This window comes from Anoxybacillus thermarum, from assembly GCF_000836725.1.
Lineage (GTDB): Bacteria > Bacillota > Bacilli > Bacillales > Anoxybacillaceae > Anoxybacillus > Anoxybacillus thermarum.
Window position 1 is genome coordinate 1 of the sequence record NZ_JXTH01000041.1, and the last position, 26,960, is coordinate 26,960.

General features: G+C 41.7%; 45 protein-coding genes. 42 read left to right on the top strand and 3 right to left on the bottom strand.

Annotated elements, in window-relative coordinates; all coding sequences use genetic code 11:
• Window positions 1–109: UPF0236 family transposase-like protein (locus LH47_RS17220; protein ID WP_407637157.1), on the bottom strand; the 109-nt coding region annotated here is incomplete at its 3' end.
• A gap of 206 nt (window positions 110–315) precedes the next feature.
• Between LH47_RS17220 and LH47_RS10035 the strand changes: the two genes are divergently transcribed.
• From LH47_RS10035 to LH47_RS10185, 33 genes are all read left to right on the top strand, one after another.
• Window positions 316–570 (top strand): hypothetical protein, encoded by a 255-nt coding sequence (locus LH47_RS10035; RefSeq protein ID WP_152619616.1) that lies wholly within the window; start codon window positions 316–318, stop codon window positions 568–570.
• Window positions 571–604: 34 nt separating this feature from the next.
• Complete coding sequence (locus tag LH47_RS10040) at window positions 605–868, top strand: hypothetical protein (protein ID WP_052585037.1); 264 nt, start codon at window positions 605–607, stop codon at window positions 866–868.
• A 15-nt stretch (window positions 869–883) separates the two neighbouring features.
• Window positions 884–1,618, top strand: coding sequence for a BRO family protein (locus LH47_RS10045; protein ID WP_043967090.1), 735 nt, complete (start codon window positions 884–886; stop codon window positions 1,616–1,618).
• Window positions 1,619–1,750: 132 nt separating this feature from the next.
• Window positions 1,751–1,945 carry a hypothetical protein gene (locus LH47_RS10050; RefSeq protein WP_009362100.1) on the top strand — a complete coding sequence of 65 codons (195 nt, stop codon included), beginning with the start codon at window positions 1,751–1,753 and terminating at the stop codon, window positions 1,943–1,945.
• 23 nt (window positions 1,946–1,968) lie between these two features.
• Window positions 1,969–2,412 carry an ArpU family phage packaging/lysis transcriptional regulator gene (locus tag LH47_RS10055; protein ID WP_043967092.1) on the top strand — a complete coding sequence of 148 codons (444 nt, stop codon included), beginning with the start codon at window positions 1,969–1,971 and terminating at the stop codon, window positions 2,410–2,412.
• Window positions 2,409–2,951 carry a site-specific integrase gene (locus LH47_RS10060; RefSeq protein ID WP_042888532.1) on the top strand — a complete coding sequence of 181 codons (543 nt, stop codon included), beginning with the start codon at window positions 2,409–2,411 and terminating at the stop codon, window positions 2,949–2,951. Before LH47_RS10055 ends, LH47_RS10060 begins: the two co-directional genes overlap by 4 nt.
• Before the next feature lie 150 nt (window positions 2,952–3,101).
• A complete protein-coding gene (locus LH47_RS10065) occupies window positions 3,102–3,395 on the top strand; it encodes a hypothetical protein (RefSeq protein WP_043967095.1) in 294 nt (97 codons plus the stop codon).
• 368 nt (window positions 3,396–3,763) lie between these two features.
• Window positions 3,764–3,925: a hypothetical protein gene (locus tag LH47_RS16375; RefSeq protein WP_161792577.1), complete on the top strand. Its 162-nt coding sequence runs from the start codon at window positions 3,764–3,766 to the stop codon at window positions 3,923–3,925.
• Window positions 3,926–3,932: 7 nt separating this feature from the next.
• Entirely contained in the window at window positions 3,933–4,331 is a 399-nt protein-coding gene (locus tag LH47_RS10070) for an HNH endonuclease (RefSeq protein WP_043967097.1), read from the top strand.
• Between the two features lie 121 nt (window positions 4,332–4,452).
• Window positions 4,453–4,947, top strand: a complete 495-nt coding sequence (locus LH47_RS10075) for a phage terminase small subunit P27 family (RefSeq protein WP_009362093.1) — start codon at window positions 4,453–4,455, stop codon at window positions 4,945–4,947.
• Window positions 4,944–6,671: a terminase large subunit gene (locus LH47_RS10080; RefSeq protein WP_043967098.1), complete on the top strand. Its 1,728-nt coding sequence runs from the start codon at window positions 4,944–4,946 to the stop codon at window positions 6,669–6,671. The genes LH47_RS10075 and LH47_RS10080 overlap by 4 nt, the downstream gene beginning before the upstream one ends.
• A 4-nt stretch (window positions 6,672–6,675) precedes the next feature.
• Window positions 6,676–6,861, top strand: coding sequence for a hypothetical protein (locus LH47_RS10085; protein WP_043967100.1), 186 nt, complete (start codon window positions 6,676–6,678; stop codon window positions 6,859–6,861).
• A gap of 16 nt (window positions 6,862–6,877) precedes the next feature.
• Complete coding sequence (locus LH47_RS10090) at window positions 6,878–8,167, top strand: phage portal protein (protein WP_043967102.1); 1,290 nt, start codon at window positions 6,878–6,880, stop codon at window positions 8,165–8,167.
• Entirely contained in the window at window positions 8,109–8,729 is a 621-nt protein-coding gene (locus LH47_RS10095) for an HK97 family phage prohead protease (protein WP_043967104.1), read from the top strand. Before LH47_RS10090 ends, LH47_RS10095 begins: the two co-directional genes overlap by 59 nt.
• A 37-nt stretch (window positions 8,730–8,766) precedes the next feature.
• Window positions 8,767–9,969 (top strand): phage major capsid protein, encoded by a 1,203-nt coding sequence (locus LH47_RS10100; RefSeq protein ID WP_043967105.1) that lies wholly within the window; start codon window positions 8,767–8,769, stop codon window positions 9,967–9,969.
• Between the two features lie 62 nt (window positions 9,970–10,031).
• Window positions 10,032–10,325, top strand: coding sequence for a head-tail connector protein (locus LH47_RS10105; RefSeq protein WP_043967107.1), 294 nt, complete (start codon window positions 10,032–10,034; stop codon window positions 10,323–10,325).
• On the top strand, window positions 10,322–10,930 hold the full coding sequence (locus LH47_RS10110; RefSeq protein WP_043967109.1) for a phage head completion protein: 609 nt from the start codon (window positions 10,322–10,324) through the stop codon (window positions 10,928–10,930). The genes LH47_RS10105 and LH47_RS10110 overlap by 4 nt, the downstream gene beginning before the upstream one ends.
• Window positions 10,930–11,325, top strand: a complete 396-nt coding sequence (locus LH47_RS10115; protein ID WP_043967111.1) for an HK97 gp10 family phage protein — start codon at window positions 10,930–10,932, stop codon at window positions 11,323–11,325. The genes LH47_RS10110 and LH47_RS10115 overlap by 1 nt, the downstream gene beginning before the upstream one ends.
• Complete coding sequence (locus tag LH47_RS10120) at window positions 11,322–11,741, top strand: phage tail terminator family protein (protein ID WP_043967113.1); 420 nt, start codon at window positions 11,322–11,324, stop codon at window positions 11,739–11,741. Before LH47_RS10115 ends, LH47_RS10120 begins: the two co-directional genes overlap by 4 nt.
• Window positions 11,741–12,817, top strand: a complete 1,077-nt coding sequence (locus tag LH47_RS10125; protein WP_043967115.1) for a phage tail sheath subtilisin-like domain-containing protein — start codon at window positions 11,741–11,743, stop codon at window positions 12,815–12,817. The genes LH47_RS10120 and LH47_RS10125 overlap by 1 nt, the downstream gene beginning before the upstream one ends.
• A gap of 14 nt (window positions 12,818–12,831) precedes the next feature.
• A complete protein-coding gene (locus LH47_RS10130; RefSeq protein ID WP_043967117.1) occupies window positions 12,832–13,266 on the top strand; it encodes a phage tail tube protein in 435 nt (144 codons plus the stop codon).
• A 44-nt stretch (window positions 13,267–13,310) separates the two neighbouring features.
• A complete protein-coding gene (locus LH47_RS10135) occupies window positions 13,311–13,724 on the top strand; it encodes a phage tail assembly chaperone (RefSeq protein ID WP_043967120.1) in 414 nt (137 codons plus the stop codon).
• A 14-nt stretch (window positions 13,725–13,738) separates the two neighbouring features.
• Window positions 13,739–13,912, top strand: coding sequence for a hypothetical protein (locus tag LH47_RS16475; RefSeq protein ID WP_167333779.1), 174 nt, complete (start codon window positions 13,739–13,741; stop codon window positions 13,910–13,912).
• 11 nt (window positions 13,913–13,923) lie between these two features.
• Window positions 13,924–15,594, top strand: a complete 1,671-nt coding sequence (locus LH47_RS10140; protein ID WP_043967122.1) for a phage tail tape measure protein — start codon at window positions 13,924–13,926, stop codon at window positions 15,592–15,594.
• Complete coding sequence (locus LH47_RS10145) at window positions 15,591–16,250, top strand: LysM peptidoglycan-binding domain-containing protein (protein ID WP_043967124.1); 660 nt, start codon at window positions 15,591–15,593, stop codon at window positions 16,248–16,250. The genes LH47_RS10140 and LH47_RS10145 overlap by 4 nt, the downstream gene beginning before the upstream one ends.
• Window positions 16,247–17,221 carry an XkdQ/YqbQ family protein gene (locus LH47_RS10150; protein WP_043967127.1) on the top strand — a complete coding sequence of 325 codons (975 nt, stop codon included), beginning with the start codon at window positions 16,247–16,249 and terminating at the stop codon, window positions 17,219–17,221. The genes LH47_RS10145 and LH47_RS10150 overlap by 4 nt, the downstream gene beginning before the upstream one ends.
• A gap of 2 nt (window positions 17,222–17,223) precedes the next feature.
• A complete protein-coding gene (locus LH47_RS10155; protein ID WP_235341108.1) occupies window positions 17,224–17,541 on the top strand; it encodes a DUF2577 family protein in 318 nt (105 codons plus the stop codon).
• On the top strand, window positions 17,541–17,963 hold the full coding sequence (locus LH47_RS10160; RefSeq protein WP_043967131.1) for a DUF2634 domain-containing protein: 423 nt from the start codon (window positions 17,541–17,543) through the stop codon (window positions 17,961–17,963). The genes LH47_RS10155 and LH47_RS10160 overlap by 1 nt, the downstream gene beginning before the upstream one ends.
• The gene (locus LH47_RS10165) at window positions 17,956–19,014 is read left to right on the top strand and encodes a baseplate J/gp47 family protein (protein ID WP_043967132.1); all 1,059 of its coding nucleotides are present in this window, start codon (window positions 17,956–17,958) and stop codon (window positions 19,012–19,014) included. Before LH47_RS10160 ends, LH47_RS10165 begins: the two co-directional genes overlap by 8 nt.
• Window positions 19,011–19,577 (top strand): YmfQ family protein, encoded by a 567-nt coding sequence (locus LH47_RS10170; protein WP_043967134.1) that lies wholly within the window; start codon window positions 19,011–19,013, stop codon window positions 19,575–19,577. The genes LH47_RS10165 and LH47_RS10170 overlap by 4 nt, the downstream gene beginning before the upstream one ends.
• Window positions 19,577–20,569: a hypothetical protein gene (locus tag LH47_RS10175; protein ID WP_052585038.1), complete on the top strand. Its 993-nt coding sequence runs from the start codon at window positions 19,577–19,579 to the stop codon at window positions 20,567–20,569. Before LH47_RS10170 ends, LH47_RS10175 begins: the two co-directional genes overlap by 1 nt.
• A gap of 16 nt (window positions 20,570–20,585) precedes the next feature.
• Window positions 20,586–20,972, top strand: a complete 387-nt coding sequence (locus LH47_RS10180) for a hypothetical protein (protein WP_235341110.1) — start codon at window positions 20,586–20,588, stop codon at window positions 20,970–20,972.
• 12 nt (window positions 20,973–20,984) lie between these two features.
• Window positions 20,985–21,197 carry a hypothetical protein gene (locus LH47_RS10185; protein WP_043967139.1) on the top strand — a complete coding sequence of 71 codons (213 nt, stop codon included), beginning with the start codon at window positions 20,985–20,987 and terminating at the stop codon, window positions 21,195–21,197.
• Between the two features lie 260 nt (window positions 21,198–21,457).
• On the opposite strand, the gene LH47_RS16480 is transcribed toward LH47_RS10185, so the two are convergent.
• Window positions 21,458–21,619, bottom strand: coding sequence for a ribbon-helix-helix domain-containing protein (locus LH47_RS16480; RefSeq protein ID WP_167333781.1), 162 nt, complete (start codon window positions 21,617–21,619; stop codon window positions 21,458–21,460).
• Window positions 21,620–21,736: 117 nt separating this feature from the next.
• On the opposite strand from LH47_RS16480, the gene xerA reads away from it, so the two are divergent.
• The 8 genes from xerA (at window position 21,737) to LH47_RS16490 (ending at window position 26,065) form a co-directional block, all read left to right on the top strand.
• On the top strand, window positions 21,737–22,735 hold the full coding sequence (gene xerA, locus LH47_RS10190; protein ID WP_052585039.1) for a site-specific tyrosine recombinase/integron integrase: 999 nt from the start codon (window positions 21,737–21,739) through the stop codon (window positions 22,733–22,735).
• A 14-nt stretch (window positions 22,736–22,749) separates the two neighbouring features.
• Window positions 22,750–23,013: a hemolysin XhlA family protein gene (locus LH47_RS10195; RefSeq protein ID WP_326938947.1), complete on the top strand. Its 264-nt coding sequence runs from the start codon at window positions 22,750–22,752 to the stop codon at window positions 23,011–23,013.
• Window positions 23,013–23,267, top strand: coding sequence for a phage holin family protein (locus LH47_RS10200; RefSeq protein ID WP_043967145.1), 255 nt, complete (start codon window positions 23,013–23,015; stop codon window positions 23,265–23,267). The genes LH47_RS10195 and LH47_RS10200 overlap by 1 nt, the downstream gene beginning before the upstream one ends.
• The gene (locus LH47_RS10205) at window positions 23,267–23,986 is read left to right on the top strand and encodes an N-acetylmuramoyl-L-alanine amidase (protein WP_084221313.1); all 720 of its coding nucleotides are present in this window, start codon (window positions 23,267–23,269) and stop codon (window positions 23,984–23,986) included. The genes LH47_RS10200 and LH47_RS10205 overlap by 1 nt, the downstream gene beginning before the upstream one ends.
• A gap of 157 nt (window positions 23,987–24,143) precedes the next feature.
• Window positions 24,144–24,512 carry a helix-turn-helix domain-containing protein gene (locus LH47_RS10210; RefSeq protein ID WP_043967147.1) on the top strand — a complete coding sequence of 123 codons (369 nt, stop codon included), beginning with the start codon at window positions 24,144–24,146 and terminating at the stop codon, window positions 24,510–24,512.
• Window positions 24,513–25,028, top strand: a complete 516-nt coding sequence (locus LH47_RS10215) for an ImmA/IrrE family metallo-endopeptidase (RefSeq protein WP_043967149.1) — start codon at window positions 24,513–24,515, stop codon at window positions 25,026–25,028. It abuts the gene before it with no gap.
• A gap of 160 nt (window positions 25,029–25,188) precedes the next feature.
• Window positions 25,189–25,335 carry a hypothetical protein gene (locus LH47_RS16485; protein ID WP_167333782.1) on the top strand — a complete coding sequence of 49 codons (147 nt, stop codon included), beginning with the start codon at window positions 25,189–25,191 and terminating at the stop codon, window positions 25,333–25,335.
• A 556-nt stretch (window positions 25,336–25,891) separates the two neighbouring features.
• Complete coding sequence (locus LH47_RS16490) at window positions 25,892–26,065, top strand: hypothetical protein (RefSeq protein ID WP_167333780.1); 174 nt, start codon at window positions 25,892–25,894, stop codon at window positions 26,063–26,065.
• A gap of 169 nt (window positions 26,066–26,234) precedes the next feature.
• Here the strand turns inward: LH47_RS16490 and LH47_RS10225 are convergent, their stop codons facing one another.
• Window positions 26,235–26,645, bottom strand: coding sequence for a cytochrome b/b6 domain-containing protein (locus LH47_RS10225; protein ID WP_268751139.1), 411 nt, complete (start codon window positions 26,643–26,645; stop codon window positions 26,235–26,237).
• A gap of 120 nt (window positions 26,646–26,765) precedes the next feature.
• Between LH47_RS10225 and LH47_RS15325 the strand changes: the two genes are divergently transcribed.
• Window positions 26,766–26,960 (top strand): DUF4277 domain-containing protein (locus tag LH47_RS15325; RefSeq protein ID WP_152619617.1); only part of this gene is annotated, 195 nt, incomplete at its 3' end.

Below are 26,960 nucleotides of genomic sequence, written 5' to 3' on the forward strand. Positions count from 1 at the left end.
TCTCCTCCAAAAGGGCCGCCAACAAGACAGCGAACACCTTTTGAAGAGTTCTGACTAATTGTTCCTCCAGCTCTTTTAATAAAGGCCATTCTGTGGTAAAATGTTTCATGGACTCTCTCCCTCCTGTTTTATTGATGTTGGTCATCACCATCATAGCAGGGAGAGAGTCCTTTTTGCATGACATTTGCTTTTTTCTACCGCGCTTCGCTTGGTGGCCCCGACGAGCGTCGCGAACAAAAGTTCGTAACCCTCGTCGGGGAATCATTCCTGAATGTCACCCACAAATATTTTACTCACACTGGGAGCAAGTAGCGAATGAATTTGGATTACTTCATTGCCCTTACTGTGGGGAGAAATGGGGTGGGAAAAGTGAAACTAAGGAGAGTATATAACTGTCTTTTTGAAAATGAAGAAGAGCAGGAACTTTTGTACGTGCACGGGGAGGACTTCGATGGAAACATTATTTATGAATATTGTGATGGAACGTTTCAATTGCATAAAATGACGAAGTATCAGCTTACTGAAAAGTATAGTAGAGTATGGATTTCTCCATCAAAAGAAGATTTATAGTGCGAATATTATACAAAACATGAGGTGAAACAAAGTGGAACACGACTTAAAAGCACTAAGACATTATTACGACAGGGTGCTAATCAATGAATATTACTCAACACCAGAAATTGATCCAGACATCACAAACAAAATTGTTGCCGGGTTGATTTTATACATGGATATTGCTGAAAAACAACAAGCAAAAATCGAGAAGTACGAAAAGGCATTAAAAGAAGCAATTCAAGCTGTTTGGGACGCAAAGCGATTCAAACAAGAGTTCAACGATATGGTTGGTTTCGATTTCTTTGAAGATTGAGTGAGGTGACAAGAAATGAATCAATTACAGAAAGTGTTTACCTACAGCGGCAGCCAAGTACGAACGATTATAAAGGATGATGAAGTTTGGTTTGTGGCAAAAGATGTTTGCGATATACTGAACCATTCTAATCATAAAATGGCGGTATCTAGGCTTGATGAAGATGAGGTAAATAAAGTTTACCTCATCGATTCACTAGGGCGCCAACAGCAGACAACCGTTGTAAACGAAGCCGGACTATATTCTTTGATACTTACAAGTAATAAGCCAGAAGCGCGTCAATTTAAACGCTGGATTACGCACGAGGTTATTCCGACCATACGGAAAACCGGCGGCTATGTAGCGAATGACGACTTATTCGTAGAAACGTATCTGAAGCACGCAGATGAGCAGACGAAACTATTATTCCGCGCCACGCTAGAAACGGTAAGAAAGCAAAATGAGCAAATCGCCGTCATGCAGCCGAAAGCCGATTATTTTGACGCGCTTGTTGATCGTCGCTTGCTGACGAACTTCCGTGATACAGCTAAGGAACTAAAGGTGAAACCAAAGGCTTTCATCGATTGGCTTCTGGCCAAAAAATATATTTACCGCGACCAGAAAGGGAAGTTAAAGCCATACGCCCAATATGTCCCTTCCTTGTTCGAATTGAAGGAATGGGAACGAAACGGACGAGCTGACGTGCAAACACTTGTTACACCGAAAGGAAGAGAGACGTTTAGAATATTGCTACAAAAAGCTGTGGTATAAGGTATAATATGGGTAAATGAATATGTCCAAGACCGAGAGCGTGAGGACACTGATTGTGCAGAGTAGCATGGCTAGCTCTGTATGATTGGTGTCCTCTTTTGTTTTATCAGAAAAACGAAAGGGAGAGGTACCATGCGAACGATCCAGCAAGAATTAAAAAAATGGATGAAAGTTAATAAAGTTCAGCAACGCCAAAACAAGCGCAAAAAAGCGCGTAAAAAGAAACGAGGAAAAGAGCGGCTGACGGAGCGAGATATTAAGGAATTAATGGGCGTTGGTCGACCAGTGTATAGACGCGGCAAAGGTGGGGCATTTCGACAGAGATAATCACTATTTCGGAGGTTGGGAAGATGGACTTTATGTTACCTGAAATCGATCGAAAAGCGACGAAAAAAGCGGTGGAAGCGGCACTCGAAAAATATCGCATTTTCTTGCTGACATTGAAACTAGACCAGATGCCAAAGGTGACTCAACACTACTCGCTCGTTCCTGCAAAGACAAATAAACTCCACTCCTCAACCGAAGAAATAGCAATTCGAAATGCTGATTACGAGCGGGAGCGGGCAGAGTACATTCAGCGCATTGTTGAGGCTGTCAATCGTCTTGATTACTGGGAGCGAGCAATTATTATTCAACGATACATGAATGGAGAAGAGGTATTTGATTACGCCGTTTACAACGAGCTAGGAATGAGTCACCGTCATTACTATCGTCTCAAGTCTAGGGCGTTTTATAAGTTAGCATTTGCCCTTGAAATCGAAGTGTATCGAAAAAGAAGGAGGGACGAGCAATGAACTTTGTTCAACCGATTCGTGATCCAGAAAAGATTGCGGCAATGAAAAAATACTTGTTGCAACGAAGCAAGCGAAATTACATTTTATTCATCATCGGAATTAATACAGGTTTGCGTATATCAGATATATTGCAATTGAAGAAGGAAGATTTGCTTCAAACGCATTTGAAGTTGCGGGAAAAGAAAACAAGAAAGGAAAAACGAATTCGTATTCCGCCAGCGATACGTAAAGAGTTGATTGAGTACGCAAAAACACTTAAAGACGGTGAATACGCTTTTCGAAGCCGACAAGGCGGTAACCGTCCTATTGACCGTTCAACAGCGTATCGTATTTTGCGTGAGGCGGCCGAATATGTATCGCTCGATGAGGTGGGCACGCATACGCTGAGGAAGACGTTCGGTTATCATTTTTACCAACAGACTAAAGACGTTGCAATGCTTCAAGAGCTGTTTAACCATTCCAGTCCACACATTACCTTAAAGTATATCGGCGTCAATCAAGACGCAATGGATAAGGCGATGATGAAATACAAGATATGATTTTTCTTTTTTGGCTATCAGCACAACATAAAAAAGCATGGTGTGCACTCGTTTTGTAAAATGGATTGAAGCTAGAAATATCAAGGGGTTTCTGAATAGGGTGAGTGCATCAGTCTGTAAATTGAAGTGAACTCATTGGAGGGAAAGCGAGTGTTAGTCGAAGAAGCGAAAAAGCGAATCGAATATTTGCAAGAATATATTCGAATGATTGAAAACTACACTCCAACGACGATGGAAGAAGAAGCGGTGTACTTGTATGTGCAACTGGAGAGTGTTACGAAAGTAGTGCAGGAACTAAACAAAAAAGGCTATCGGATCGGTAACCGGAAGCTAACGACGGTGGACGTATCTAATATCATTCGCGCCAAACCAAAAGATGAGATGCACGAGCTGGCCAAGCGGATGTTTACGAAGAACAGGAAGCGGGGGAGTCGGTATTGGTAAGCGAATGATGGCACAATCGTGGCACAATTTTGGCACAATGATGGCACAATGTTTTCGTTTAGAGGTGTTATGATGATAACGTGAAAGACTTTGGTTGAAGCGTGACGCCACTTCATTTGAGGTGGCGATTATTATTTTTGTCGATATTTGACGAATGAATTATGTAGGATGATGACTCCTTTTGCCGAATGGAGTAGGTGGAAGGAGGGAAAGGAAATGACTAGAAAAATCGAATCGTATTGCCCAGATTGCGGTAAGCCAATATATGAAGATGAAAATGCATTGACCGGTTTTTGTGAAGAGTGTTCTAAAGATAAATAATTAATGCAAGCATCCTTCGGGGTGCTTTTTTATTTGGAGGGAAAACCATGCGGAATTTAAAGGTTAATGTAAGTTGGCATGTTATCGCTGAGACAGATGGCTGCATGGTTGTTGGCTTTTGTGTGGATGGAAGGCTGGCGGCTATTGTTTCTGGAGAATCAAATGATTTATATGAGAAGATGAAGAACTTCTTTTTAGACAAGGAGTAGTGACAATATGCCGAGCAAACCGTTGAAACCTTGCGCCGTTCCTAGGTGTTCAAACCTTACACAAGGTCGCTACTGCCACGCTCATCAGAAAAAAGAGCAGCAAAACAAATACGAGCGCCATCGCTACTATGACGAACACATTCGTGATAAGAAAGCCAGCGACTTTTATCACAGCAAAGAGTGGCAACGTGTTCGGCGCTTAGCGTTGATTCGCGACAAACATCTTTGTCAGCATTGCCTCGCCAAGAAGCGCATCACGCCAGCTGATGTAGTTGACCATATTGTACCGATACGTGTCGATTGGTCGCTGCGTCTATCGTTGAGTAATCTGCAATCACTTTGTAACTCCTGTCACAACAAGAAAACGGCCGAAGATAAGAAACGATATGGGAAGGGGGCGGGGTGAAAATTTTTCACTGGGCGGCTCTTGACCGCGCGCCCCCCTCAGCGTGAACAAAGTTCCCTTTTTGACGTAAAAGGGGGATAACAGTTTTTGGAGAAAATCAAAACGAAAGGTGGTGTTGAAAATGGGTCGGCGTGCGAAGCCGGTAGATTTAATTCTTATTCAAGGTACGAAGCATTTAACGAAGAAGGAAATTGAAGCACGACAAGAAGCGGAAGCAAAGTTACGTCCGAACGACGATAAGGTCAGACCGCCGAACTGGTTAGATGATGTAGCAAGAAAAGAATTTAAGCGGCTTGTCAAGGAATTGAAAGAAGTGGGGCTAGTCACAAATGTAGATGTAAATGCTCTTGCCTTGTACTGCGATGCGTATTCTAACTATGTAAAGTGCTCGCAGATCATTGAGGAAGAAGGGCTTATGGTGGAATATACAAACAAGGCGGCGGAAACAAACAAAGTGCCTCATCCATTGCTCACAAAGAAAAAGCAATTGCATGAGCAAATGAAATCGCTGGCCGTCGAATTTGGATTGACTCCAAGCTCTCGTGCAAAACTTGCTTTGCCAAAGGAAGAACCAAAGCAGCCGACGCCGTTTGAACAGGAGTTTGGTGAAGTATGAGTTTAAAGCAGTGGCTTATTGATTACTCGCACGATGTTATTGATGGTCGTGTGATTGCCTGTCAGAAACATAAATGGGCGTGCATGCGGTTTTTAAGAGATATTGAACGCGAGGGAACAGAAGATTTCCCTTACATTTTTAGTGAAACGAAAGCGATGCGCTTCCTCAAGTGGATGACGCTTTTTAAACATACGAAAGGTGTACTTAAGGGGCAACACATTCGACCGCATGAAATACAAGTGTTTGTGTTTGGCAACATTTATGGATGGGTGCATAAAGAAACGGATTATCGACGTTTTAAAAAGGCATATTGGCAGGTTGGAAGGAAGAATGCCAAATCACAAAGCCTTGCATGCGTAGCGTCATATGAAGCAATGGCTTTCGGTGAAAACATGTCCGAAGTATATATTGGGGCTACTAAGACAGAACAAGCAAGAATCGTCTGGAATGAAACTGAAGCAATGCTGGCGGGCTGTCATGAGTTGAAAGGAAAGTATGAAGTAAAATACGGTGCTATACATCATCCTAAAAGTCGTTCAATTATTCGACCTCTATCTAAAGAAGACAGGAAAACGGGCGATGGACTAAACCCACAGTGCGGCATTATTGACGAGTATCACGCGCATGAAACAGATGAAATTTATAACATTATTGATTCTGGTATGATTGCACGCGCGCAGCCGTTGCTGATGATTATTACAACAGCTGGTGTAAACTTAAATAACCCATGCTATCGGAGTGAATATCAATACGTTTCGAAGCTTTTAGACCCAAATAGTCCTGTTGAAAACGAACGATACTTCGCAATGGTCAACGAATTAGATAAAGACGAGGACGGAAATTTAATTGACGATATTCGAGATGAAAAGGCATGGCTAAAAGCTAATCCAATTGCGGCATCGTATCCAGAAGGAATTGAAAATATTCGAGCAAAGTTACAAGAAGCGCTTGAAAAGCCCGATAAAATGGACGATTTTCTCACTAAAAACATGAATATATGGATTAATAAGCGTGCACAAGGGTATATATCGTCTGATCGCTGGGCGGTCTGCGGTGCGGAAAAGTTTCCGGATATCAGTGGATTGGATGCGTATGTAGGCGTTGACTTGTCGGCAACGACCGACTTAACGAGCGTTTCTATCGAAATTCCATTGAGCGATGGGCGATTTGTCGTGCTGTCCCACTCATTCATACCTGAAGAAAAGCTAGACGAGCGAGTGAAAACCGACAAAATGCCATTCGATCAATGGGCTCGTCAAGGATGGATTACAACAACGCCAGGCGCGGTTGTTGATTACGCGTTTGTTCGCGAATATATCAAATCCATCGCGGAAAAATATGACGTTTCGGTGAAAGAAATTTGCTATGACAAATATAATGCACGCCATTTGATGCAGGAACTTGAGGCAGATGGGTTCGTGACAGTAGAAATTCCACAAGGGATTCGCTATTTATCGGAGCCGACAAAGAATTTTCGAACGAAGGTGTTCGAAAAGAAGATTATTCATAATAATAATCCCGTTTTATCGTGGGCGATTGGTAACGCGGTTACGCGAAAAGATGCTCAAGAGAACATTATGTTGGACAAGTCAAAGAGCACGGATCGGATTGACCCACTAGCAGCGCTTATTAACGCGCACGCTCGGGCGATGTTTGCGAATGCGGAGTCAGTTGACGTATCGGAATTCGCGACCGACGACTTTTTAGACAGACTGTGGGGTTGATAAAGTGAAGAAATTAAGACAAGTCTTTCGTGATTATGCGGAAGATTTTTTTATTTTTGTTGGTTTAACGCTCATTAATGTGGCAACTTTTCGATTAAGCGTTACAGCCGGCCTGTATGTACTTGGGTGTTCTTTTTTAGCTGTAGGTGTTTTTGTTGCAATACAGCCACCTAAACGTTATCCGCCATGAAGGAGGTGAGGAATAAATGTTTTTTCGACGTGCTTTGGAGCGGCGCAGTATCGAATATGGCTTAAACGATCCAACTCTTTTAGATTTTCTCGGCATTTCTCCCGGTGATGTTAACGTTTACGGCAAAAATGCTTTGAAAGAAGCAACGGTTTTTGCATGCGTCAAAATATTAGCTGAGTCGATTTCGAAGTTGCCGTTGAAGATTTATCAAGAGGATGAAAATGGCGTTATTAAAGCCTCAAAGCATTACTTATATAGGCTATTAAAACTCCGCCCCAATCCGTATATGTCGGCCTCTGACTTTGCCAAGTGTAATGAAACGCAGCGGAACACGTATGGGAATGCATACGTCAATATCGAGACTGACGAAAAAGGCAAAATTGTAGCGTTTTGGCCGATTGACGCAAGTAAAGTACGCATTTGGATTGACGATGTCGGACTTTTTAACAGTAAAAATCGCATCTGGTATGAAGTTGATGTCGGAACAGAGCGACGAAAGCTGATGCCAGACGAAATTTTGCATTTTAAGAGCGGCGTGACGCTAGATGGGATAGTTGGAGTGCCTCCACTTGAATATTTACGAGCAACCGTGGAAAATGCGGCTGCGGCAGGCAGATTTATTAATAATTTTTATAAGCAAGGGCTACAGGTAAAGGGGATTGTTCAGTATGTCGGCGATTTAAACCAAGAAGCAAAGAAGCAATTTCGAGAAAAATTCGAGGAAATGTCATCAGGGTTAAAAAATAGCCATCGAATTGCGCTTATGCCGATCGGGTATGAATTCAAACCCATTAGTTTATCCATGTCCGATGCTCAATTTCTTGAAAATACACAGCTTACGATCCGACAGATTGCAACAGCATTTGGTATCAAAATGCACCAGCTGAACGATTTAAGCCGAGCGACTCATACGAATGTGGCGGAGCAACAACGACAGTTCTATGTGGATACATTGCTACCAATTTTGACGATGTATGAACAAGAAATGACATATAAACTGTTCCTCGACAGTGAAATTGATGCTGGATATTACGTGAAGTTCAACGTTGACAGCATGCTTAGAAGCGACATTAAAACACGTTATGAAGCGTATGGCATCGGGATTGAGAAAGGTTTTATCACACCGAATGAAGCGAGAGCGTTAGAGGAGAAACCGCCTCTTCCAGGCGGTGATCAGCTTGTGTTTAATGGCAACGTCATTCCATTGACGATGGCTGGTCAACAGTATGTGAAGGGAGGTGGGGAAAATGGACAAACAGGCGACGATGGAAACAAAGGAAATTCGAGCGCTGCCAGTGAAAATTGAAGTCCGCAAATCAGCAGAAGGGGAGGAACAACGGACGATATCCGGTTCTATCAAGTACAACACAGAAAGTGCGGAGATGCGAGACTGGTGGGGCGACACGTTTGTTGAAGAGATTGCTTCTGGAGCATTTGACGAAAGCCTGAAAACGCGCAGTGTTGTTGGGTTGTGGTCACACGATGCGTCTAAAGTGCTTGGAAGCACGAAAAGCGGAACGTTGCGCCTAGAAAGCACGGAAAAGGAACTACGTTTTGAATTAGATTTGCCGAATACGACTATCGGCAATGACGCCTGGGAAATGATCAAACGAGGAGATGTCGATGGTGTATCGTTTGGCATGCGAGTCATAAAAGACAAATGGTCGCAAGTCGATCGCGACGGCAAAAAAATCTACAAACGTTCCATTTTGGATGCGGAATTGTATGAAATTTCTCCTGTTGCTTTCCCAGCGTACCCAGCAAACGAAGTATCTGTCCGATCGCTCAATGAATACCGTGAACAACAAAAACGCGCTTCTAACGAGTACAAAAAAAGAAAATTAGCAATGGAATTAGAGCTGATGTAATCGGCTCTTTTTAACTTTTAACAGGAGGTTGAATGATATGGGGAAAGAATTACGCGAAATGTTACAGAAATTAGAACAAATGAAATCAGAAGTTCGCTCTCTTTTAGGAGAGGATAAAGTGGACGAAGCAGAAAAGCGCATGGAAGATGTGCGAGCATTGCAAAAGAAAATCGAAGTGCAGCGGCAATTGGAGCAAGAAGAACGTGGCGGGCTTGGAATTGGTGGAGCTCAGTTGGCTAGTGGGGAAATTCGCACGGTGACAAAAGAAGATGCCGAGTTAGAAAGTGAGTATCGCCAAGTGTTCATGAAGGCAATTCGCCGTCGGTCGGTATCATCGGATGAGCGAAGCATCATCGCGGAATATGAAAAACGTGCGGTGATGCATACTGGTGGGGTTGTTGGCCAAGCGGATGGAGATTCTGGACTGATTTTACCTCAAGACATTCAAACAGAGATTTATACGCTTATGCGAGATTTTAACGACCTTTCTCAATATGTGAATGTACAAAATGTGACGGCTCTTAGTGGCTCTCGTGTACTCGAAAAAGATGAGGACATGGTGCCTTTCCAAGATGTCGATGAATATGGATTGATTGGAGAAACGGACAATCCTAAGTTTGTTCCAATCTCTTACTCTCTCAAAAAACGTGCTGGCATTTTACCTCTAACGAATGAATTGATTGCTGATACAGACCAAAACATTGAGCAATACGTTACGAATTGGATTAGCAAAAAAGCTGTCGTTACACGAAATTATCACATCACGAATTTATTGAAAACAATGCCAAAACAATCATTAGCTAACTTCGACAATATCAAAAAAGTTCTTAACGTACTATTGGATCCGGCTATTAGCGCAAATAGCATCATTTTAACGAACCAAGACGGTTATCACTGGTTGGACGAGCAGAAAGACGCAAATGGACGCTATTTATTGCAAGATGACCCAACTCAACCAGGACGCAAACTATTTAAAGGACGTCCTGTTGTTGTTGCATCGAATCGATTCTTAAAAACAGAAGGAACGTCTACATTGTTGGCACCAATCATTATTGGTGATTTAACACAGTTAATCGTTGTATTTAACCGTCGCTTCTTTGAATTGGCGAGCACAAAAGAAGGTGGCGACGCTTTCCTTCGTGATACAACGAACCTTCGTACAATTATGCGCGATGATTATAAATTCTGGGATACAGGGGCAGCGGTGTTTGGACAATTAGATGTTACGGACACGGTTTGATGAATGGTTAGAAAAAAACGATGGGGAAGTTATTCCCCATCCCCTTAATGGGGTGATGTGATTTGATTATTTCCATTTTTGAAGCGAAACAATGGTTGAAAATTGACCACGATGAGGAAGACGCCGTAATTGATATGCTTATCCATGCTGCAGAAGCTTATATAAAAAACGCAACGGGTAATGTTTTTGATGATACGAATCATCTAGCAAAATTGCTTTGCCTCGTATTTGTCACCGATTGGTATGAAAACAGGGAAATGATCGGGAAAACGAGCGAAAAAATAAGACCAACCGTTGAAAGCATCATTGCGCAACTTTCGCATTGTTACGATACACAAGAAGGTGATACTGGATGAATCCAGGAAAATTGAAAGACCGTCTGATTTTTTATGAAATTGTTTTTGAAGACGGAGAAGAGATGCTTATTGAACGGTTTAAAGTCTGGGGACAAATAAAGTTCAAAAAGAACAAATTTACCGATCAACAACCTGAAAAGTCGTATCAGATCATTATTAGGGCGAATAAAGGTGTAAAACAGCACATGAAGGTCGTTTGTCAGGGGAAATGGTACGATGTGATGACGATAGATGAGGCGGAACCGGGATATTTAGTGCTGGATTGTTTGCTTGGATATATTCATAATTTGAATGATTTGTGTTCGATTTCTCGTTTTCAAGAAATTGAATTGCCAAGCGGAGAAACGGTCTATCAACCGGTAAAAATCATGGAAAATATTCCATGTGAGCTTGTAAAAATTGAATCTGGTAACAGTACGCAGACGGAGACGACTCACAACATTCGGTTCATGTATAAAATTCACATGGAAACACACAGAAATTTATTGATAGGCGACAAAATAGAAGTCGTTCGCAGAGGACAGACATTCCGATTTATTGCGAAGGAATGGTTTAAATATCATACCTTCCAAGAAGTCATTGCAGAAATGGAAGGTGAAGCGTGATGTTTGAAATAAAAATGGACAATTTTAAAAAGTACGAAGAGCAATTCCTGTTTATAAAAGAAAATCTTCCAGAGGAGCTTGAAAATTATTTGCTAGAAACGGCTAAAAGCTTGCTGAGGTTGGCAAAAGTAAGAACCCCGAAACAGGAAGGTGATTTACGGAGAGGCTGGGAAATAGGAGAATTGAAACGAGAAGGCGATGATTTAATCATAAGTGTGTACAATAAGGAGTTCTATGCTCGTTTTGTTGAGTACGGTCATAAAGTGGTGATTAATAAAAAAACAGTAGGGTATGCGCCTGGATTCTATATGCTGACTGTATCTACAAAGCGAATTCGACGTCAAATTCCTCGAAGATTGAAAAAACACTTTGACAAGGTGCTGAATTCGTTATGATGTTGTCACTTAGAGATGCGATTATTAGTAAGTTAAAAACTACCTTCCCAGACCACAAAATATATGGCGAAAAAGTGGAACAAGGTCTTAAAAAGCCTTGTTTTTTTATTACTGTTTTGCCTGGCGATGTTATTGAGTTAAGCAAATCTATGCAGCAAAGGGAAATCACCATCGATGTTCAGTACTTATCCGAAGAAGAAACGAACGCCAAGAACATTGAAATGGCTGATTTGTTGAACGATTTGTTCCGAAAAATTGCCCTTGACGGGCTGACGGTGAGCGTTATAGAGCGAAGATTTGAAATCGTGGATGATATTCTCCACTTTTTCCTCGATCTCGACTTCATCGTGATGTTGAGCGATACAGAGCAGCATGAATTAATGCAGGAAATCATCCATAACAAGGAGGTATTGTAATGGGCTTACCTCAAGTAAATATCGTGTTTAAGACGCTTGGGGCCACGGCTATTCAACGTGGTGAGCGCGGAATAGTCGCATTGCTTTTAAAGGATACCGCGGCTCTTGGAGCGCATGTTTTAACAAGTATTACGGATATTCCTACGGGATTATCGGCTGCGAATAAAAAACAAATTGAGCTGGCTTTTATCGGTGGCGAACGGACGCCGAATCGGGTGGTTGTGTACGTCTACGATCCGAATTCCACAGTTACGAACGGAACGCCGCAGGATGTAGCTCTGAACTATTTAGAAACTGTGAAATTCGATTATTTTGTCTTCCCGGAGATTGAAGAGGCAGACAAAACGAAAATCACCACATGGATAGGTTTGCAGCGCGCCAACGGTAAGATGGTGAAGGCCGTATTGCCCCATCATGCGGCCGATAAAGAGTACATTATTAATTTTACGACAGAAAACATTGTCGTCGGCGATACGACGTATACGGCAGCCCAATATTGCTCACGCATCGCTGGATTAATCGCCGGAACGCCGTTGACGATTTCGACGACATTTCAACCGTTACCGGAAGTGGACAGCGTCCAAAGCTATACAAAGGACCAATTAAACCAAGCGATCGATAATGGTGAATTTGTGATTTACCACGATGGGGAAAAAGTGAAGGTCGGTCGCGGGGTGACATCGCTCGTTACGACCACGCAAGATAAGGGAGACGATTTCAAGAAAATTAAAATCGTCGATATCCTCGATCTCATGTATATGGACATTCGTAAGACGATTGAGGATAAGTATATCGGCAAATATGCGAACAGCTACGACAACAAGGTGCTGCTCATTCAAGCCATTAATGCGTACTATGAGCAGCTAGAGATTGACGGGCTACTCGACACAGGAAAAAATAGTGCAGAAATTGATTTAGATGCACAACGAGTTTACTTGCGGTCGATTGGCGTTGATGTGGATTCAATGAAAGATCAACAAATTAAAGAAGCAAATACAAGGGATAAGGTATTTTTATTGTCGCGTGTACGTCCTCTTGACGCTATTGAGGACATCGACATGAAAGTGCTCATTTAGGGAGGTGCTGACGAATGGAACGAATGATTCCTGAGCGTGCGATTTCGGGAACTCATGGGGAAGTATGGATTGACGGGGAAAAGTTTGCCGAGGCATATGGCTTGCAGGCGAAGGTGGACTTTATTAAGGAGAAAGTACCGATGTGTGGTGCTCCGAGTGGTCAAGGTCAAAAGTACATGGGATGGGAAGGAAAAGGAACGCTGCGCATAACCAAAGTAAATTCTCGGTTAACAAGAAAAGTGGCGGAACAGGTGAAACGCGGCGTTTTAGAGCCGATGACAATCGTTAGTAAACTAGCGGATCCAGCGGCATTTGGTGCAGAACGTGTAGTGTTGAAAGGGTGTATTTTTGATGATTTAACACTTGCTGACTGGGAATCAGGGAAAATTGTGCAAGAGGAAAAACCGTTCACTTTTACTGATTTTGACTTAGTTGACTATATCGAATAGGCAGAGGGGAAACCTTCTGCTTTTTAATATTGAGGAGGGAAAACATGAGCAACGTTGTTGATATTTTGTTAAAAATGGATGCTGAAAAGTTAGAATTGCCTAAAAAACTCGTTGAAATCAAACGTTTAAGCGAACTGGCCGGCGAGCCAGTAGTTTTTGAAATTAAAGCATTGACGCAAACGCAATTTGAGGAAATCCAAGACATGTCTACAAAGTTTGATCCGATCTCGAACAAAGCGGACATTGACGTTTTTACGATTAAACTTGAAACGATCCTAAAAGGTGTTGTTTCCCCAGAGCTAAAACGCAAAGAGCTATTAGAACATTACAAAGTACCGACGCCGTACGATCTCATTAAGAAATTGTTTACGCCTGGAGAAATCGACCGGTTGTATAACGAAATCAGCAATTTAAGTGGGTTCGGAGAAGGAGCAGTGGAAGAAGTAAAAAAGCCGTAAAAGAGAACGGTTATGTGCAAATGATGTATTGGTATTGGAAAAAGAAAGGTATTCGACCGGCGGTTTTTTATCAAATTCCTTACGGAGAGTTGACCATTATTCGTGCTTTTTATGAGCTTGAAGTAGAAGAAGAAAACGAAAAAATAAAAGCTTTGTCCGGCATGCCGTGTGCGGCGCTGCTGTTGTGAGGTGAGAAGGAATGGCAAAGGGACAACGACTCGAGGCGGAAATTTCCGTAAAGGATAGTGCCACGAGTAATATAGAAAAGGTCATTCGCTCAAATGAAAAATTGAAGAATGAGATGATGCGCCTAAAGGCAACGATGGACAAGGTGCAGGAAAGCGCAAAAAAGCGCTGGGAAATGCGTGTTGAAACGGCTAAAGCTAATGAAAGGCTAGAGAAGCTAGCGGATGCTATTGATCGTGTTCGTCAGCGGGCAGTAACGACGAGAGAGCATTTACTGATGTTAGGAACAGTTGTTGGAACAGCACTAGCCACAGGGGTATCGGCGGCACTAAAAAGCGGCGCCGACCTCGAAAAATACATGATCTCCATGGAACACTTCATCGGCGTGCAAAACAAAGGTATGAATCAACAGCAGGTGAAAAAATCTGCCCAAGAATATTTATCTGCACTGCGCCAAAACGCCAATGCGACGCCTTTTGAAACCGGGGAAGTTGTTCAAGCTGGTGTTCGTGCGCTAGGGATCGCTGGCGGAAATACACAAGAGTCGATGAAGCTACTAAAACTTGCCGAGGACATGGCAGCTTTAACACCTGGAAAAACTCTTTCTGAAGCGATTGAGGCGCTTGCCGATGCCAAGACAGGGGAATTTGAGCGTCTTAAAGAATTCGGTTTCAAAGTAACAGCTCAAGAATTTAAAGGGTATGTCGGAAAAGGCGTCAATGCAAACTTAACTGCAGATGAAACACAGAAAGCTTTCAATACACTAACCGAGCAAAAGTTAAGCCCATTTTTCGCCGGTGGCGCGCAAAAATTATCACAATCTACCGCAGGAAAAGCGAGTACCATCGTTGGCAACTTGAAAAGCGGTCTGCAAGATGCAGGATATAATATGCTTCAGGGAATTAAACCAGAAACAATGGACAAGCTGGTCAAAGCAAGTGAAAACATTGGAAAAGCCATCGGCGACGCAGGTGCTAAAATGGTAAATGCATTTGCAAAAGCTGCCCCGCATATTAAGTCGGTCGCAACGGCATTAGCTGCAGTAACAGCAGGGGTCATTTCGTTCCGTATAGCTTTTACCGGCTTAACTATCATGCAAACGATCATCACGCTATTTAAAGCCTGGCGAGCTGGAACGTTAGCACAGACGGCTGCTCAATTAGGATTGAATGCAGCCATGCTCGCTAATCCAATGACATGGGTGGCAGTTGGAATCGCGGCTTTAATTGCAGCAGGTGTTGCGTTGGTGATGAACTGGGATAAAGTGAAAAAGAAATCGCTAGAAGTATGGGACGTTGTGAAAGAAAAGGTTTCTAACTTTATTGAGCCAGTCAAAAAGTGGTTTGACGGTTTAATAGCTAGTGTAACAAGTTTTATCGACAAAATCACTTCGTTTGGTAACATCAAAATTGGTTTGCCAAAGTTTCTTGGTGGAAACGGTCTGATACAGAAAAGAGCGATCGGCGGTGTGATTCCTCGTGATAATTATCCGGCTCTTTTGCATGAAGGTGAAAAAGTTCTTACCAAACAAGAAGTAAAACAAATGGAAAACAGCAAGCGTCAACGTAGTGCGTCTGTAACCATCACAGGCAACCAATTTATTATTCGAAATGAGTCAGATATTAAAAAGTTAGCTTTAGAGCTTGCAAGATATTTAGAACAAGAAGGGGGATTAATGGCATGAAGGTAAAAATGCAGTTTTGGCTTCGATACGGCAGCGAAAATCTGCAGTTGCCTGTTAATCCTTCATCTTTTGAAGTGGCAAGCCCATATGGAATCGAGGTTATTGAAGTTGATAATCTTGGAGAAATCACGATCCCAAAAAACAGAGGGTTACAAGAATTTCGCTTCGAATCATTTTTGCCGGAGAAATATGATCCAACATATTGCGTTCATAACAGAATCATCCCACCTAATGATTTTATTGAGATTATTGAGGGGTGGCGAGATGAAGAAAAACCGGTTCGATTTACGGTTACAACTGCGAATATCAATACTCTTGTTTTAATCCCTGAGTTTACGTATCGGCCGAGTCCTCCTGGCAGTCCAGGCGAAATACAATTTTCCATCTCGTTAAAAGAGTATAGAGTACCAGTCATTAAAAAACTAACTTCAACAGCGGTTTCTTCAAAAAAATCATCAAAAATGGCTCAACGACCGCCGAAACAGGAGACAAAGCCGAAAACTTATACAGTTAGGCCAGGAGATTCGCTATGGTCTATTTCAATGAAATTTTATAAAACAGGGTCAAAAGTAAGTGCCATTCACGAAGCTAATAAAAAAATAATCGGGAAGGATCCTAACAAAATTATCCCTGGACAAAAGCTGGTGTTGCCATGAAAGTGATTTATGACAATTACGACATCACCGATTTAGTCAGGAGCGTAGAGTGGAGTGGCGATTTACAGCAAGTGGCCCGTACTCTAACGGTAACGTTGATTAATACAGCAAACGGCATTTCCCCGTTACTTGCTTTTAAAAACGGCAAGATTATTCGATTTTTTGATGATAAAGAGTTATTTCGAGGGTTCCTCTTTAAAATAGACAAAAACCAAGCAGGTGAAGTTACTCTTACTTGCTACGATGCCAACGTATATTTGCTTAAAAACGCCGATACGATGAAATTTGTGAAGAAAAAAGCGAGCGAGATCATAAAGCACATTTGCAGTACATTTAAAATCCCAATCGGCCCAATCGCCGACACGGGATATGTCATTCCAAAGCACATTTTTCGCGAAAAAACGTTAGCGGAAATGAGTTTTACTGCCTTAACGACTACCAGAAAACACAATGGTAGGCGTTTTTTTATTTCCAACAACCTAGGAAAATTCACTCTTGCAGAAATGAAAGTGCCAAACGCTAAACTGATTATCGAGAGTGGAAGGAATTTATTATCGCTCAGCGTCAGCGAAAGCATAGAAGAAACCAAAACAAGAGTAAAGGTGATCGGCGGCACAGATAAAAAGCCTGTGACCGTCACTGTCCAAAATGACAGTTTAGCAAGGCAATATGGTGTTATGCAGCACGTAGAACGTGCCGATGAAAAGTTAAATAAAGCGCAGCTGCAAAAACTAGCCAGCCAGCTGCTGAAAGATATGGGCAAAGTCGCAACAGACATGACTCTCGAGTCTTTAGGGATCAATGAAATCACGGCCGGCTCTGTGATCCAAGTGTATAACAAGATGACTGGCATTAACGGCACCTATTACGTCAATTCGGACACCCATCATTACGAAAACGGGGTGCATACGATGTCGCTAAACATTAGCAGCAGCCCGAATTTGGCGGAGGTGGCCTATGAGGAGGCATGAGGATGGAAGGAAACGGTGCTGTGCGGTTAATTCAGCTGATGAGGCAACACGGATATAACAAAGACGTATCCATTGAACTGGCCACGGTGACGTCTCCACCTCCAAACATAAAAATCCAGGTCGATAATATGAAAATCGAACTGGATAAGGATGACGTTGTCGTGGCTGAACATTTATTGCCCCATAAAAGAAGGGTTCTTTTTCTAGGTACCGAGGGCGAAATAGAGTTTAAAGACTCGCTGGAGGCCGGCGATCGCGTCATCGTAGCCAGCGACCGTGACCAAGTGTTTTATATCATTGATCGGGCGGTGATGTTTTAATGGCGCTAGCTCCAGTCAATCTTGACGAGCTGAATGCAAATGATGCAACGGAAACAGCGGTTATTGGCCCGTCCAAAACGTATCGTATAGATTTTGACAGAGGAGAAATGGGCGGGCTCATCAATGATGACGAGGCCATTTTGCAGTTTATCCAGAAGGCAATTATGACGGCTCGCTCTCGATTTTTTATCTACGATGATGAGTATGGCTGCGAATTAGAAGACGTCGTCGGAAAAAATGTTTCAAACGAGCTTCTAGAAGAAGAAGTTCCTCGTTTGATTAAAGAAGCAATCGAATATGACGACCGGATTGAAAGTGCTTCAAACTTTGTCATTGAGCGTTCCGGTGATCAATTGCAAGTAACATTTAATGTTGCGCTTACAAACGGAAAGGTCCTCGAGGGGGTGGGTGTAAATGTTTGAAGACCAGACGTTTGATGTCATTATGCAGCGCATGTTGTCGCGAATCCCAGACGATTTTGACAAACGGCAAGGGTCTGTTATATGGGATATGCTTGCCCCGGCGGCTCTTGAATTGGAGCGTGCATATCAACAATTGTATTTAGTGACTCAATGGCTCTATTTAACTGAAGATGTGCCCCGGGATATATTACTTGCTCGGGTGAGAGACCTTGGCATTGAGCCGAACCCTCCACAAAAGGCAAAGGGCCTGGTGATTTTCACAGGAAGGCCGGGAACAATCATTCCGGCTAATACTCGGGTTAGCACGGATGACAGCACCCCGATTTTCTTTTATACAACGGGCGATGCAACTATCCCGGAAAACGGAACTGTTTCGGTTTTGGTGGAAGCCGAGATAGTGGGTTCATCAGGTAATGTCCTGGCCAATACAATTACAGTTTTGGTTGATGTCATCGATGGGGTGGAAAGTGTGACAAACCCGCAGGCATTTGAAAATGGAGTCGATGAAGAAAGCGACGAATCACTGCTTGCCCGGTATTACGAGAGAATACGTAAACCTATCACATCAGGAAACATTGCACATTACCGACAATGGGCGTTGGAAGTGGCAGGAGTAGGTGATGCAAAAGTTTATCCTGTTTGGAACGGTTCGGGCACAGTCAAGGTCGTTTTGCTTGGTACAGACAAAACTGCGCCTGCCCAATCAGTGATTGACGAAGTGGCTACGCATATTGAAAATGTTCGTCCAATCGGCGCGACCGTGACAGTCGTTGGCGCTACTGAGGTACCTATTAACGTGTCTGCAACATTGACACTTGTAGCAGGCAAAACACTGGCCGATGCACAAACCGAATTTGAACCATTACTGATTGAGTACTTACAATCACTAGCTTTTGTGGATCCGGTGGTCCGATACACAAGGGTGTCAAGCCTGTTACTTGATTGTCCTAGCGTTATTGACTACTCTAACTTAACTGTCAACGGTAGTTCCGCGAATGTTATGGTTGCCGAGGGCGAGGTTGCGGTTAAAGGAACGGTGACTTTCTCATGACAATATTTCCTGATCGGGATATTGAAAATGATCTGTTTAGCTACATGCCAACATATTATCGTCACTTGCGATCACCGCGTGCGATTATTCAGACAGAAGGCGCTGAATTTCGTGATCTTGTCACATCTATTGCCGATGTGTTGGCACAGTTTGCGGTTGATACAGCGACATGGGGGCTTGCCGATTGGGAACGTATTTGCGATATCCCAACTGACGAGAGCAAACCGATAGAGCAACGCCGGAGTGTTGTGAAGTCGAAGCTACGGGGCATTGGAACCGTAACGGTTGCACTTATCCGTAATGTGGCGGAATCTTGGTACAACGGCGAAGTCGAAGTAACCGAGCAGCCGTCACTTTATACTGTGAAGATTAAATTCGTCAGCCGGCTTGGAGTCCCAAGTAATTTAACTGACATTCAGAACGCCTTGCGAGAAATCATTCCAGCCCATTTGGCGATCAGCTTCGAGTTTTCATATTTACTAGTCCGAGATATCCATAATGTAATGACAATCGCCCAATTAGAGGGAACAACGCTCAATAAATTTGCGGGAGGTGTGTTTTAGTGGCAAGTAATACACCACGGTTAGGTTTATATAAAAAAGATCCGGTTGCCGATGCGAATGATACATTCAATATACAAACGATGCTCAACGACAACTGGGACCGAATTGACCAAAACGTTGAAACGATTACGGGGGCGCAAGCAAAAGCAAACCAAGCGGAACAGAACGCAAAAACATATGCGGACCAACAGCTTGCTACGCATTCGGCTGATTATGTGAAACATCCGAGTTATGCAGTAGCAAGTGGGTCAGCGAACACCTATACAGTTACTCTTAACCCTGCTCCAACGTCTTACGTTGAGGGAATGGCGATTGCCGTAAAAATAAATGTAGATAATACTGGAGCGTCAACGATCAACGTTAATGGATTAGGTGCAAAAGCTATTAAGAAACCAAACGGCAACGATGTGGCAGCTGGAAACCTTAAAGCAGGTTCAATTTATACTTTGAGATACAATGGTACAAATTTTATCTTACAGGGTGAAGGGGGGTCTGGTAACGCTCAATCTTCTGATGTATTGAGTGGGAAAACATTCACGAATGATAGTGGAGAACAGACGGGGACAATGCCGAACCAAGGAGCTATAATAATTACCCCGACAACATCGAACCAAGCAATTCCCGCAGGCTACCATAACGGAAGTGGTTACGTTAAAGGTGATCCGAATCTAGTGGCGGCGAACATCAAACAAGGGGTAAGTATTTTCGGCGTAGCGGGAAGTTTTGATGGAAAACGCTGGGCTAGCGGCTCAAATACAATTGCAAGCAATGGGGTTTTAACAGTATCTGGTTTAGCATTTACACCAAAAATAGTTTACTACTATGTTTCTACCGATAGTTATGGATTTCTCACAACTTATTTTGGATTAAGGGCGGCGCGTCTTGCTTCTAGTGTTTTTTTGACAAACACAAATTTTAGTATCACATCTAATGGTTTTTCAGTAGATACTAATTTAGCAAACCAATCAGCACTTTGGTATGCATATGAATAAGCAAGGGGGGGTTTTTGTGAATAAAGTCGGCAGAAAGATTTACTACGATAAGATGACAGGAAACGTCATTTTAGATACTGGCGAAATGATGGGGGCAGTTATCGAAACAACTATTGACCAAGATTTTGAAACATATCAAGCATTAAAAGAGCGTGTTCGTGATTCAGTTGGTGTTATTCAACTTGAATATGGTCAATATGCAGAAGATTTCGCACAATGCAACGGATACCGCGTGAATCCGCAAACGCTAGAATTAGAGTTTTCGTATCCCGACCCGAACGCAACCGAGCCGCAAGAACCAGTGTATCAAAAGCCGTTTACGGAGCAAGTGAATGAATTGAAACAAGAATTAGCATTATCAAACGCATTAATACTTGAACTTATGGAAAATTTATTAGTTTAGGAGGAATGAAAAATGGCAGTTAATACTCTTTTGGTAAAGGCTTATGCAATTAATATCTATCTTTACGGAAATCGTACATTCGCAACTATCCCAACAGAGTATCACGAGCCGGTCAAACAATATGCGGCGCAGACATTCACGCAAGAACAAATTTACAATGCTTTAGTAAATGGATGGATTACGCAGCAAGAATATGATGAAACGATGGCTTATAAAACAGCGTAGTAGGACGATAATGTGCAATAAATTAAATGCGTAGGTGACATTGATTTATGCGAATAGTTAGGTGGGTTTTAATTTTTATCATACTGCTAGCTGCGTTTGTAAAAAAAGTACCGGCCATTTATTGGTTCATTCCAGGTTTCGTTATTGGTAATTACTTCTCGGAGTATGTACAGAACAAAAAACAAAATAAAACAAAACGCAAACACCACTGAAAAGTAGGTGTATTTTTTATGCCTTAATTCAGTAAAAAAAGTCCTCCCTTATTTTTGGGAGGACTTTTCTAATCCAATCTTAACAAGTTCCCGTATGGCTTCATTTCTGTTTTTAAGTTTATTTTCGTGCCAGTACTTTTCTATCTGATCGACAAGTTCATTCGGGAACGTCACTAAAATTTGTGTATTTTTATTTTTATCAACTGCCATTATATTTTCACCCCTTTTTCACGAGTATTATAAGTTATATAACTTATATTTGACAACAAGAACATTAGTTTGTATCATATAGTTATATAAGTTATATAACTATATGGTGGGGTGAATATGATGGCGAATACTGCTGGGGAACAAATGCTATCGGAGATCACCGCAATGCTCTATGAGTTGGTTCCGACAATCAATGTGGAGCAAATCAAAAGTCAGTTATCGTCGATATTTTCTCAGTATCATGTCACAAGAATTGAACAACATGAAGTGCATCCCGATTTACATGAGAAGATCCAGTTATTCTTGTCTTCAAAGAAGCTGGAGGGCTTAAGCCAAATTACATTAGACAGTTATAAATTAGATTTAAAAATCTTTGCTGACAAGGTGAAGAAAAAAACAGATGAAATCACAGCGGCTGATATTAGAGTATTCCTTGCGCAGTTTAATCATCTCAAGTTAAGTTCCATTTCTAAAAAGCTATCAGTTTTAAAAAGCTTTTTCGGTTGGCTTGCTTCAGAAGAAATCATTCAGCGTGACCCTACAGCAAAATTAAAGCCGCCTAAACAAGAGAAACGGCTTCCAAAAGCTCTGACTATTGAAGAGCTTGAAATGCTTCGTGAAGCGTGTAAAACGACACGTCAGCGGGCATTCATAGAGGTATTGTATGCGACTGGATGCCGTCTATCAGAAGTTCATGCATTAAATCGTTCGGATGTTAACTATCAATCTCTTAGCTGCAGAGTCATCGGGAAAGGTAACAAAGAGCGAGAAGTGTATTTCAGTTTCAAAGCTATGTATCATTTGCGTAAATACCTCATGAGCCGAACAGATAATGAACCGGCGCTGTTTATTACTGAGAGAAAACCTTATAGACGATTATCCAAACGTGGTATACAGCGAGAAATCGCAAAAATTGCGGCGAACGCAGGTTTAGAAAAGCGAGTAAGCCCTCATACGTTACGACACACTTTCGCGACGCTAACTTTAAACAATGGTGCAGAACTTGCAGCTGTTCAAGCTCTATTAGGCCATGAGGACCCAGCAACTACACAAATTTACGCTCAACTTAGCAATGAAAAAAAACGAGAACAGCATAGAAAATACTTAGTCCAATAATAAATTTAAGACCAGTGTCTGCTGGTCTTTTTATTAATGTTCTAGAAAGGTGTGATTCGATGGAACATCGTATTGAAAAACTCGAAGCGGATATGACAGATGTGAAAACGAGGCTGGCTGTGGCGGAAGCAAATATCAAAGATATGCGCGACGATATTCGAGCAATCAAAGATGACACGAAATGGCTACGACGAACGATCACGAACGCAATAATTGTTTCGGTGATCGGCGGCATTGTGGCCATTGTTTTTGCTGCATTGAAAGGGGGTGTCCAATAATGGAAGCAATTCTTTCAATTGAATTTACAGCGTATGTAGCGTTAGCCGTTTTACTCTATGCTATTCGCGAGGCAACAAACATTCCTAATCGATTTATTCCGATTGTCGCAGTTATACTAGGCGTTGCTTTTGCGGCCTTTGAAAGCAACGCTTTTTCTTTTGAAGTGTTAGTCCAGGGGCTTCAATATGCACTGTACGGTGTTGGTTCGGTGGCGACTGTGAAATATGCACTTGAAAAAGGGGGAGATAAATAATGGTTCGTATTGTCATAGACTTTGGCCATGGTGGAAGTGATCCCGGTGCAGTGGCGAATGGCTTGAGGGAAAAAGACTTAACGATGCAGATCGGTTTGATGATTGGCGATATGCTTTCCGACTATGAAGGTGTAGAAGTCATCTATACTCGTAGCGATGACCGTTACTTATCATTAGAAGAACGAGCAGCAATTGCAAATAAAGCTGGAGCAGACTTTTTCTTATCTATTCATATCAACGCTGGCGGCGGCACAGGTTTTGAAAGCTATATTCACAACGGCAACGTCAGTGCAAAAACACTTGCCTATCAAAATGTCATTCATGCAGAAATTATGAAAGCGATCGGCGGTGTTAAAGATAGAGGGAAGAAACGTGCAAACTACGCTGTATTGCGCGAAAGCAAGATGCCGGCGCTTCTGACAGAAAATCTATTCATCGACAACGCAAGTGATGCGGCAAAATTGAAATCACAAGAATTCATTTTGAAAATCGCAAGTGGCCATGTGGAAGGTATCGTGAAAGCGTTCGGGTTGAAGAAGAAAAAGGAGGCAGTGAAGATGCCAGAACAAGCAAAAACGCAATACGACAAAGAAGTCGATGCAGCGTTTGAATTTTTGAAGCAACACGGAGTGGTCACACAAGACCGCCGGAATGAACCAGTGACACGCGCTCAAATGTTTTTGATGTTGTATCGATTTGCAAAGAATGTGTTGAAATAGTAACCCCTGCCGTTTGGCGGGGGGATTTTGATAAAATTTCTAGAATCTTTAATATTTTTGTTGAAAAAATCAACAAAAATAGTTGATTTGTTTTTCTGGAAATGTTAATCTATCAATAGGAAAAATTTCATATCATATTAGAAAGGAGGAACAAGCCATGTTAACTCCATTTGGAAAGTTTTCCAGAAAACTTAGAATTGATAATGGCGAACTTCTAAAAGACATGGCAGATAAACTAGGAGTTACTTCTTCTTATTTATCTGCTGTGGAAAATGGTAAAAGAAATGTTCCTCATGAATGGATTGATAAAATTTCAGATTTGTATTCTTTAAGTGCTGAAGATCGTAACGATTTAATGCAAGCTGTTCATGCTTCACAAAAAGTTGTTAAGATTGATTTTGAAGGAATAAGCAGTGAGGATAGAAATACCATACTAGCTTTAGCCAGAGAGTTTAAAAGTTTAGATGAAGGCGATAAAGCAAAGATAAAAGACATCCTCTTGAAAAACAAAAAAAGGAGGGGTTAAATGACTTTATATATTGCCAACCCTACATCCAGAAGGAATATTAGGGAATTAGCAAACACAATTAGGAAATTAGCAGGGATGTATAACGAAAAGTATTTCCCTGTTGTTGAATTCTTAGAGTGGGGACTTCCAGAGTTGGATTCCTTATTCACACTAGAAATTGTGTCTCCTGGTGAAATGAAAAATGAATATGCAGTAACTTATCCAAAAAAACATCTAATTCGTATTCAAGAAGACGTGTATGAAAGAGCAATTTCAGGTAGTGGGAGAGATAGATTTACAATAGCCCATGAGATAGGGCATTATATTATGCATCGCCCTGGAAGCATTGCACTTGCTAGAAGTTTAAATGTTGGAAGTGTTCCCCCATATAAAGATCCGGAGTGGCAAGCGAATACATTTGCAGGTGAATTACTTGCCCCGCCACATATAATAAAAGGTTTAAGTGTGAAAGAAATAGCTATGTGCTGTGGGGTTTCGTTCGATGTTGCAAGAATCCAATTACAAAATATTTAAACAAGGAGGGTTCACATGAAAAGCAATAAAAAAAGCCCTTGCAGAGGGCCAACTAAAAAATAGTGAATAGTCGCTACATTAGTAATACACATCTAACACTAATGTATCACTATTTTGGTCCTCTTGCAAGAAAAATAATTAGACAAGAGGTGACCGAAATATGTTAATTTGTCGAGCATTTATTACTCTAAAAGATGGAACTCGCTTATATGCTAAACAAGTAGGTAAAAAGGCATTTTGCTGGGAAGTTACCGAAGAAGAGTATAAAGCATACTTGGAAAAACAGAAAAAGAATAAGAAAAAGTAAGTCTGTTAAAATACCTTTGCGACTGAGGTATTGGGCCCCTTCTCATACGAGAGGGGCGCTTTTATGCTTGAGCACCTTTTTCTTTATTCACTTTCCACGCATACTTATAATCTTGGCATTGGTTCACTTTAGGAAGTAAGAACGCAAAAGGACTGGCAAGGACTAACAATGCGGCTAAAATCCAAAACGGGAAGAACAAAAATCCTAACCGCACCATACATCCAGCGGACATAAACGGTAATATAAGGTAATAAAAAGAAAAATGCTTTTCCTCGTTGTTGTACTTTATTACTTCCGCATCGTGGACACGGTTCCCATCCGTCTTTTCTCATTACTGTTTCCCTCTTTCCTTCTATATAATTCCATTTCAATTTTATCTTAACTCTGCTCATTTTGAATAGGTTCTTTTTTATCCATAATTTGCTGACTTTCATAAAAGAACATAATTACAGCAGGATGTACTACCGGCCTCGAATAGATGTATCACATCGATTACGCGACGAGAGGGGGAGATTTCTTCCGAACGACATAAATCAAATTCGGGAAACAGGGGGAATTGTTATTAGATTTGAGTGACGTCACATACGACGATGAACCTCCGCGAGAAATCAAACTCAAAAAAGTAGAAGGCACGTATGGAACATACCAAGTCGAGGAGAAAATGAAAGCCAGTGATGTACTTACGCTTGTCGCATTTGTCATCATTCTCGTTATTTCTTATTTTGCTTAAGTGACCACATGACCACCAAACCGACCACAAAATGAATAAAAACATACGTTTTTTTATGAAAGTTTTGGTCTTTCATATTGGGGAAAAAACGAAGGAAATAAGGATTTTAAAAATATATAAAATCCTGTGAAAATGAATATTCAATACGATGCATGTGGAGTGTTTTGTATCAGTATTGCTTTTCATATGTTTTTTTCAACTTTTTATACCAAAGAGAGTGTCGTTCTTTTACATACTCTTCGTCTACATAGCCTGTAAACATGCCAGGCAATAGTTTGCGATTTTCTTTCACGATAAACGCAGCTAAATGCATGACGACACCGAGAATAACCATAACTGTTGCTAGGTTGTGCAGTTGTGCTCCCCAAAATAAGATGCCGTTTGTCGGTTGCACGCCCATAATATTTTTAATCACTTTCATGATACCTGTAACGATGACAAGACCGATGGAAATGACGAAATATAAGTAAGCGATACGTTGTTCAGGCAAATATTTTTCGCTTGGTGGTTCTTTTTGTTTTAAAAGCATCGCTTTCAAAATGAGGTAAGAGCCTTTTACATCTCCCTTTTTTGGCCAAATGTCAAACTCTTTTTTTACAACTCACATTTCGCGCCCTCTCGACAAAAATCGGGAGGATTTTTTTATCTTCATGTCGAATGAATCTTTGAAACACAAGGAAAGCAAAGGAGTTTCTACATCATGAGCGTTCAAATCCGTGCCATTTATGAAAGTTCTTATTTGAATATAATAAGCACCATTTTCAAGGATCTTGGCCTCCCTCGGTTGATTGATCGTCTCGTTCCCGTGGACCCTCAATGCCAAACTCGAGCCAGCGACGTTGTCTGGCTGCTTACCTTGGATATCTTGAGCGGTCGGCAAGCACTCGTTCATTTG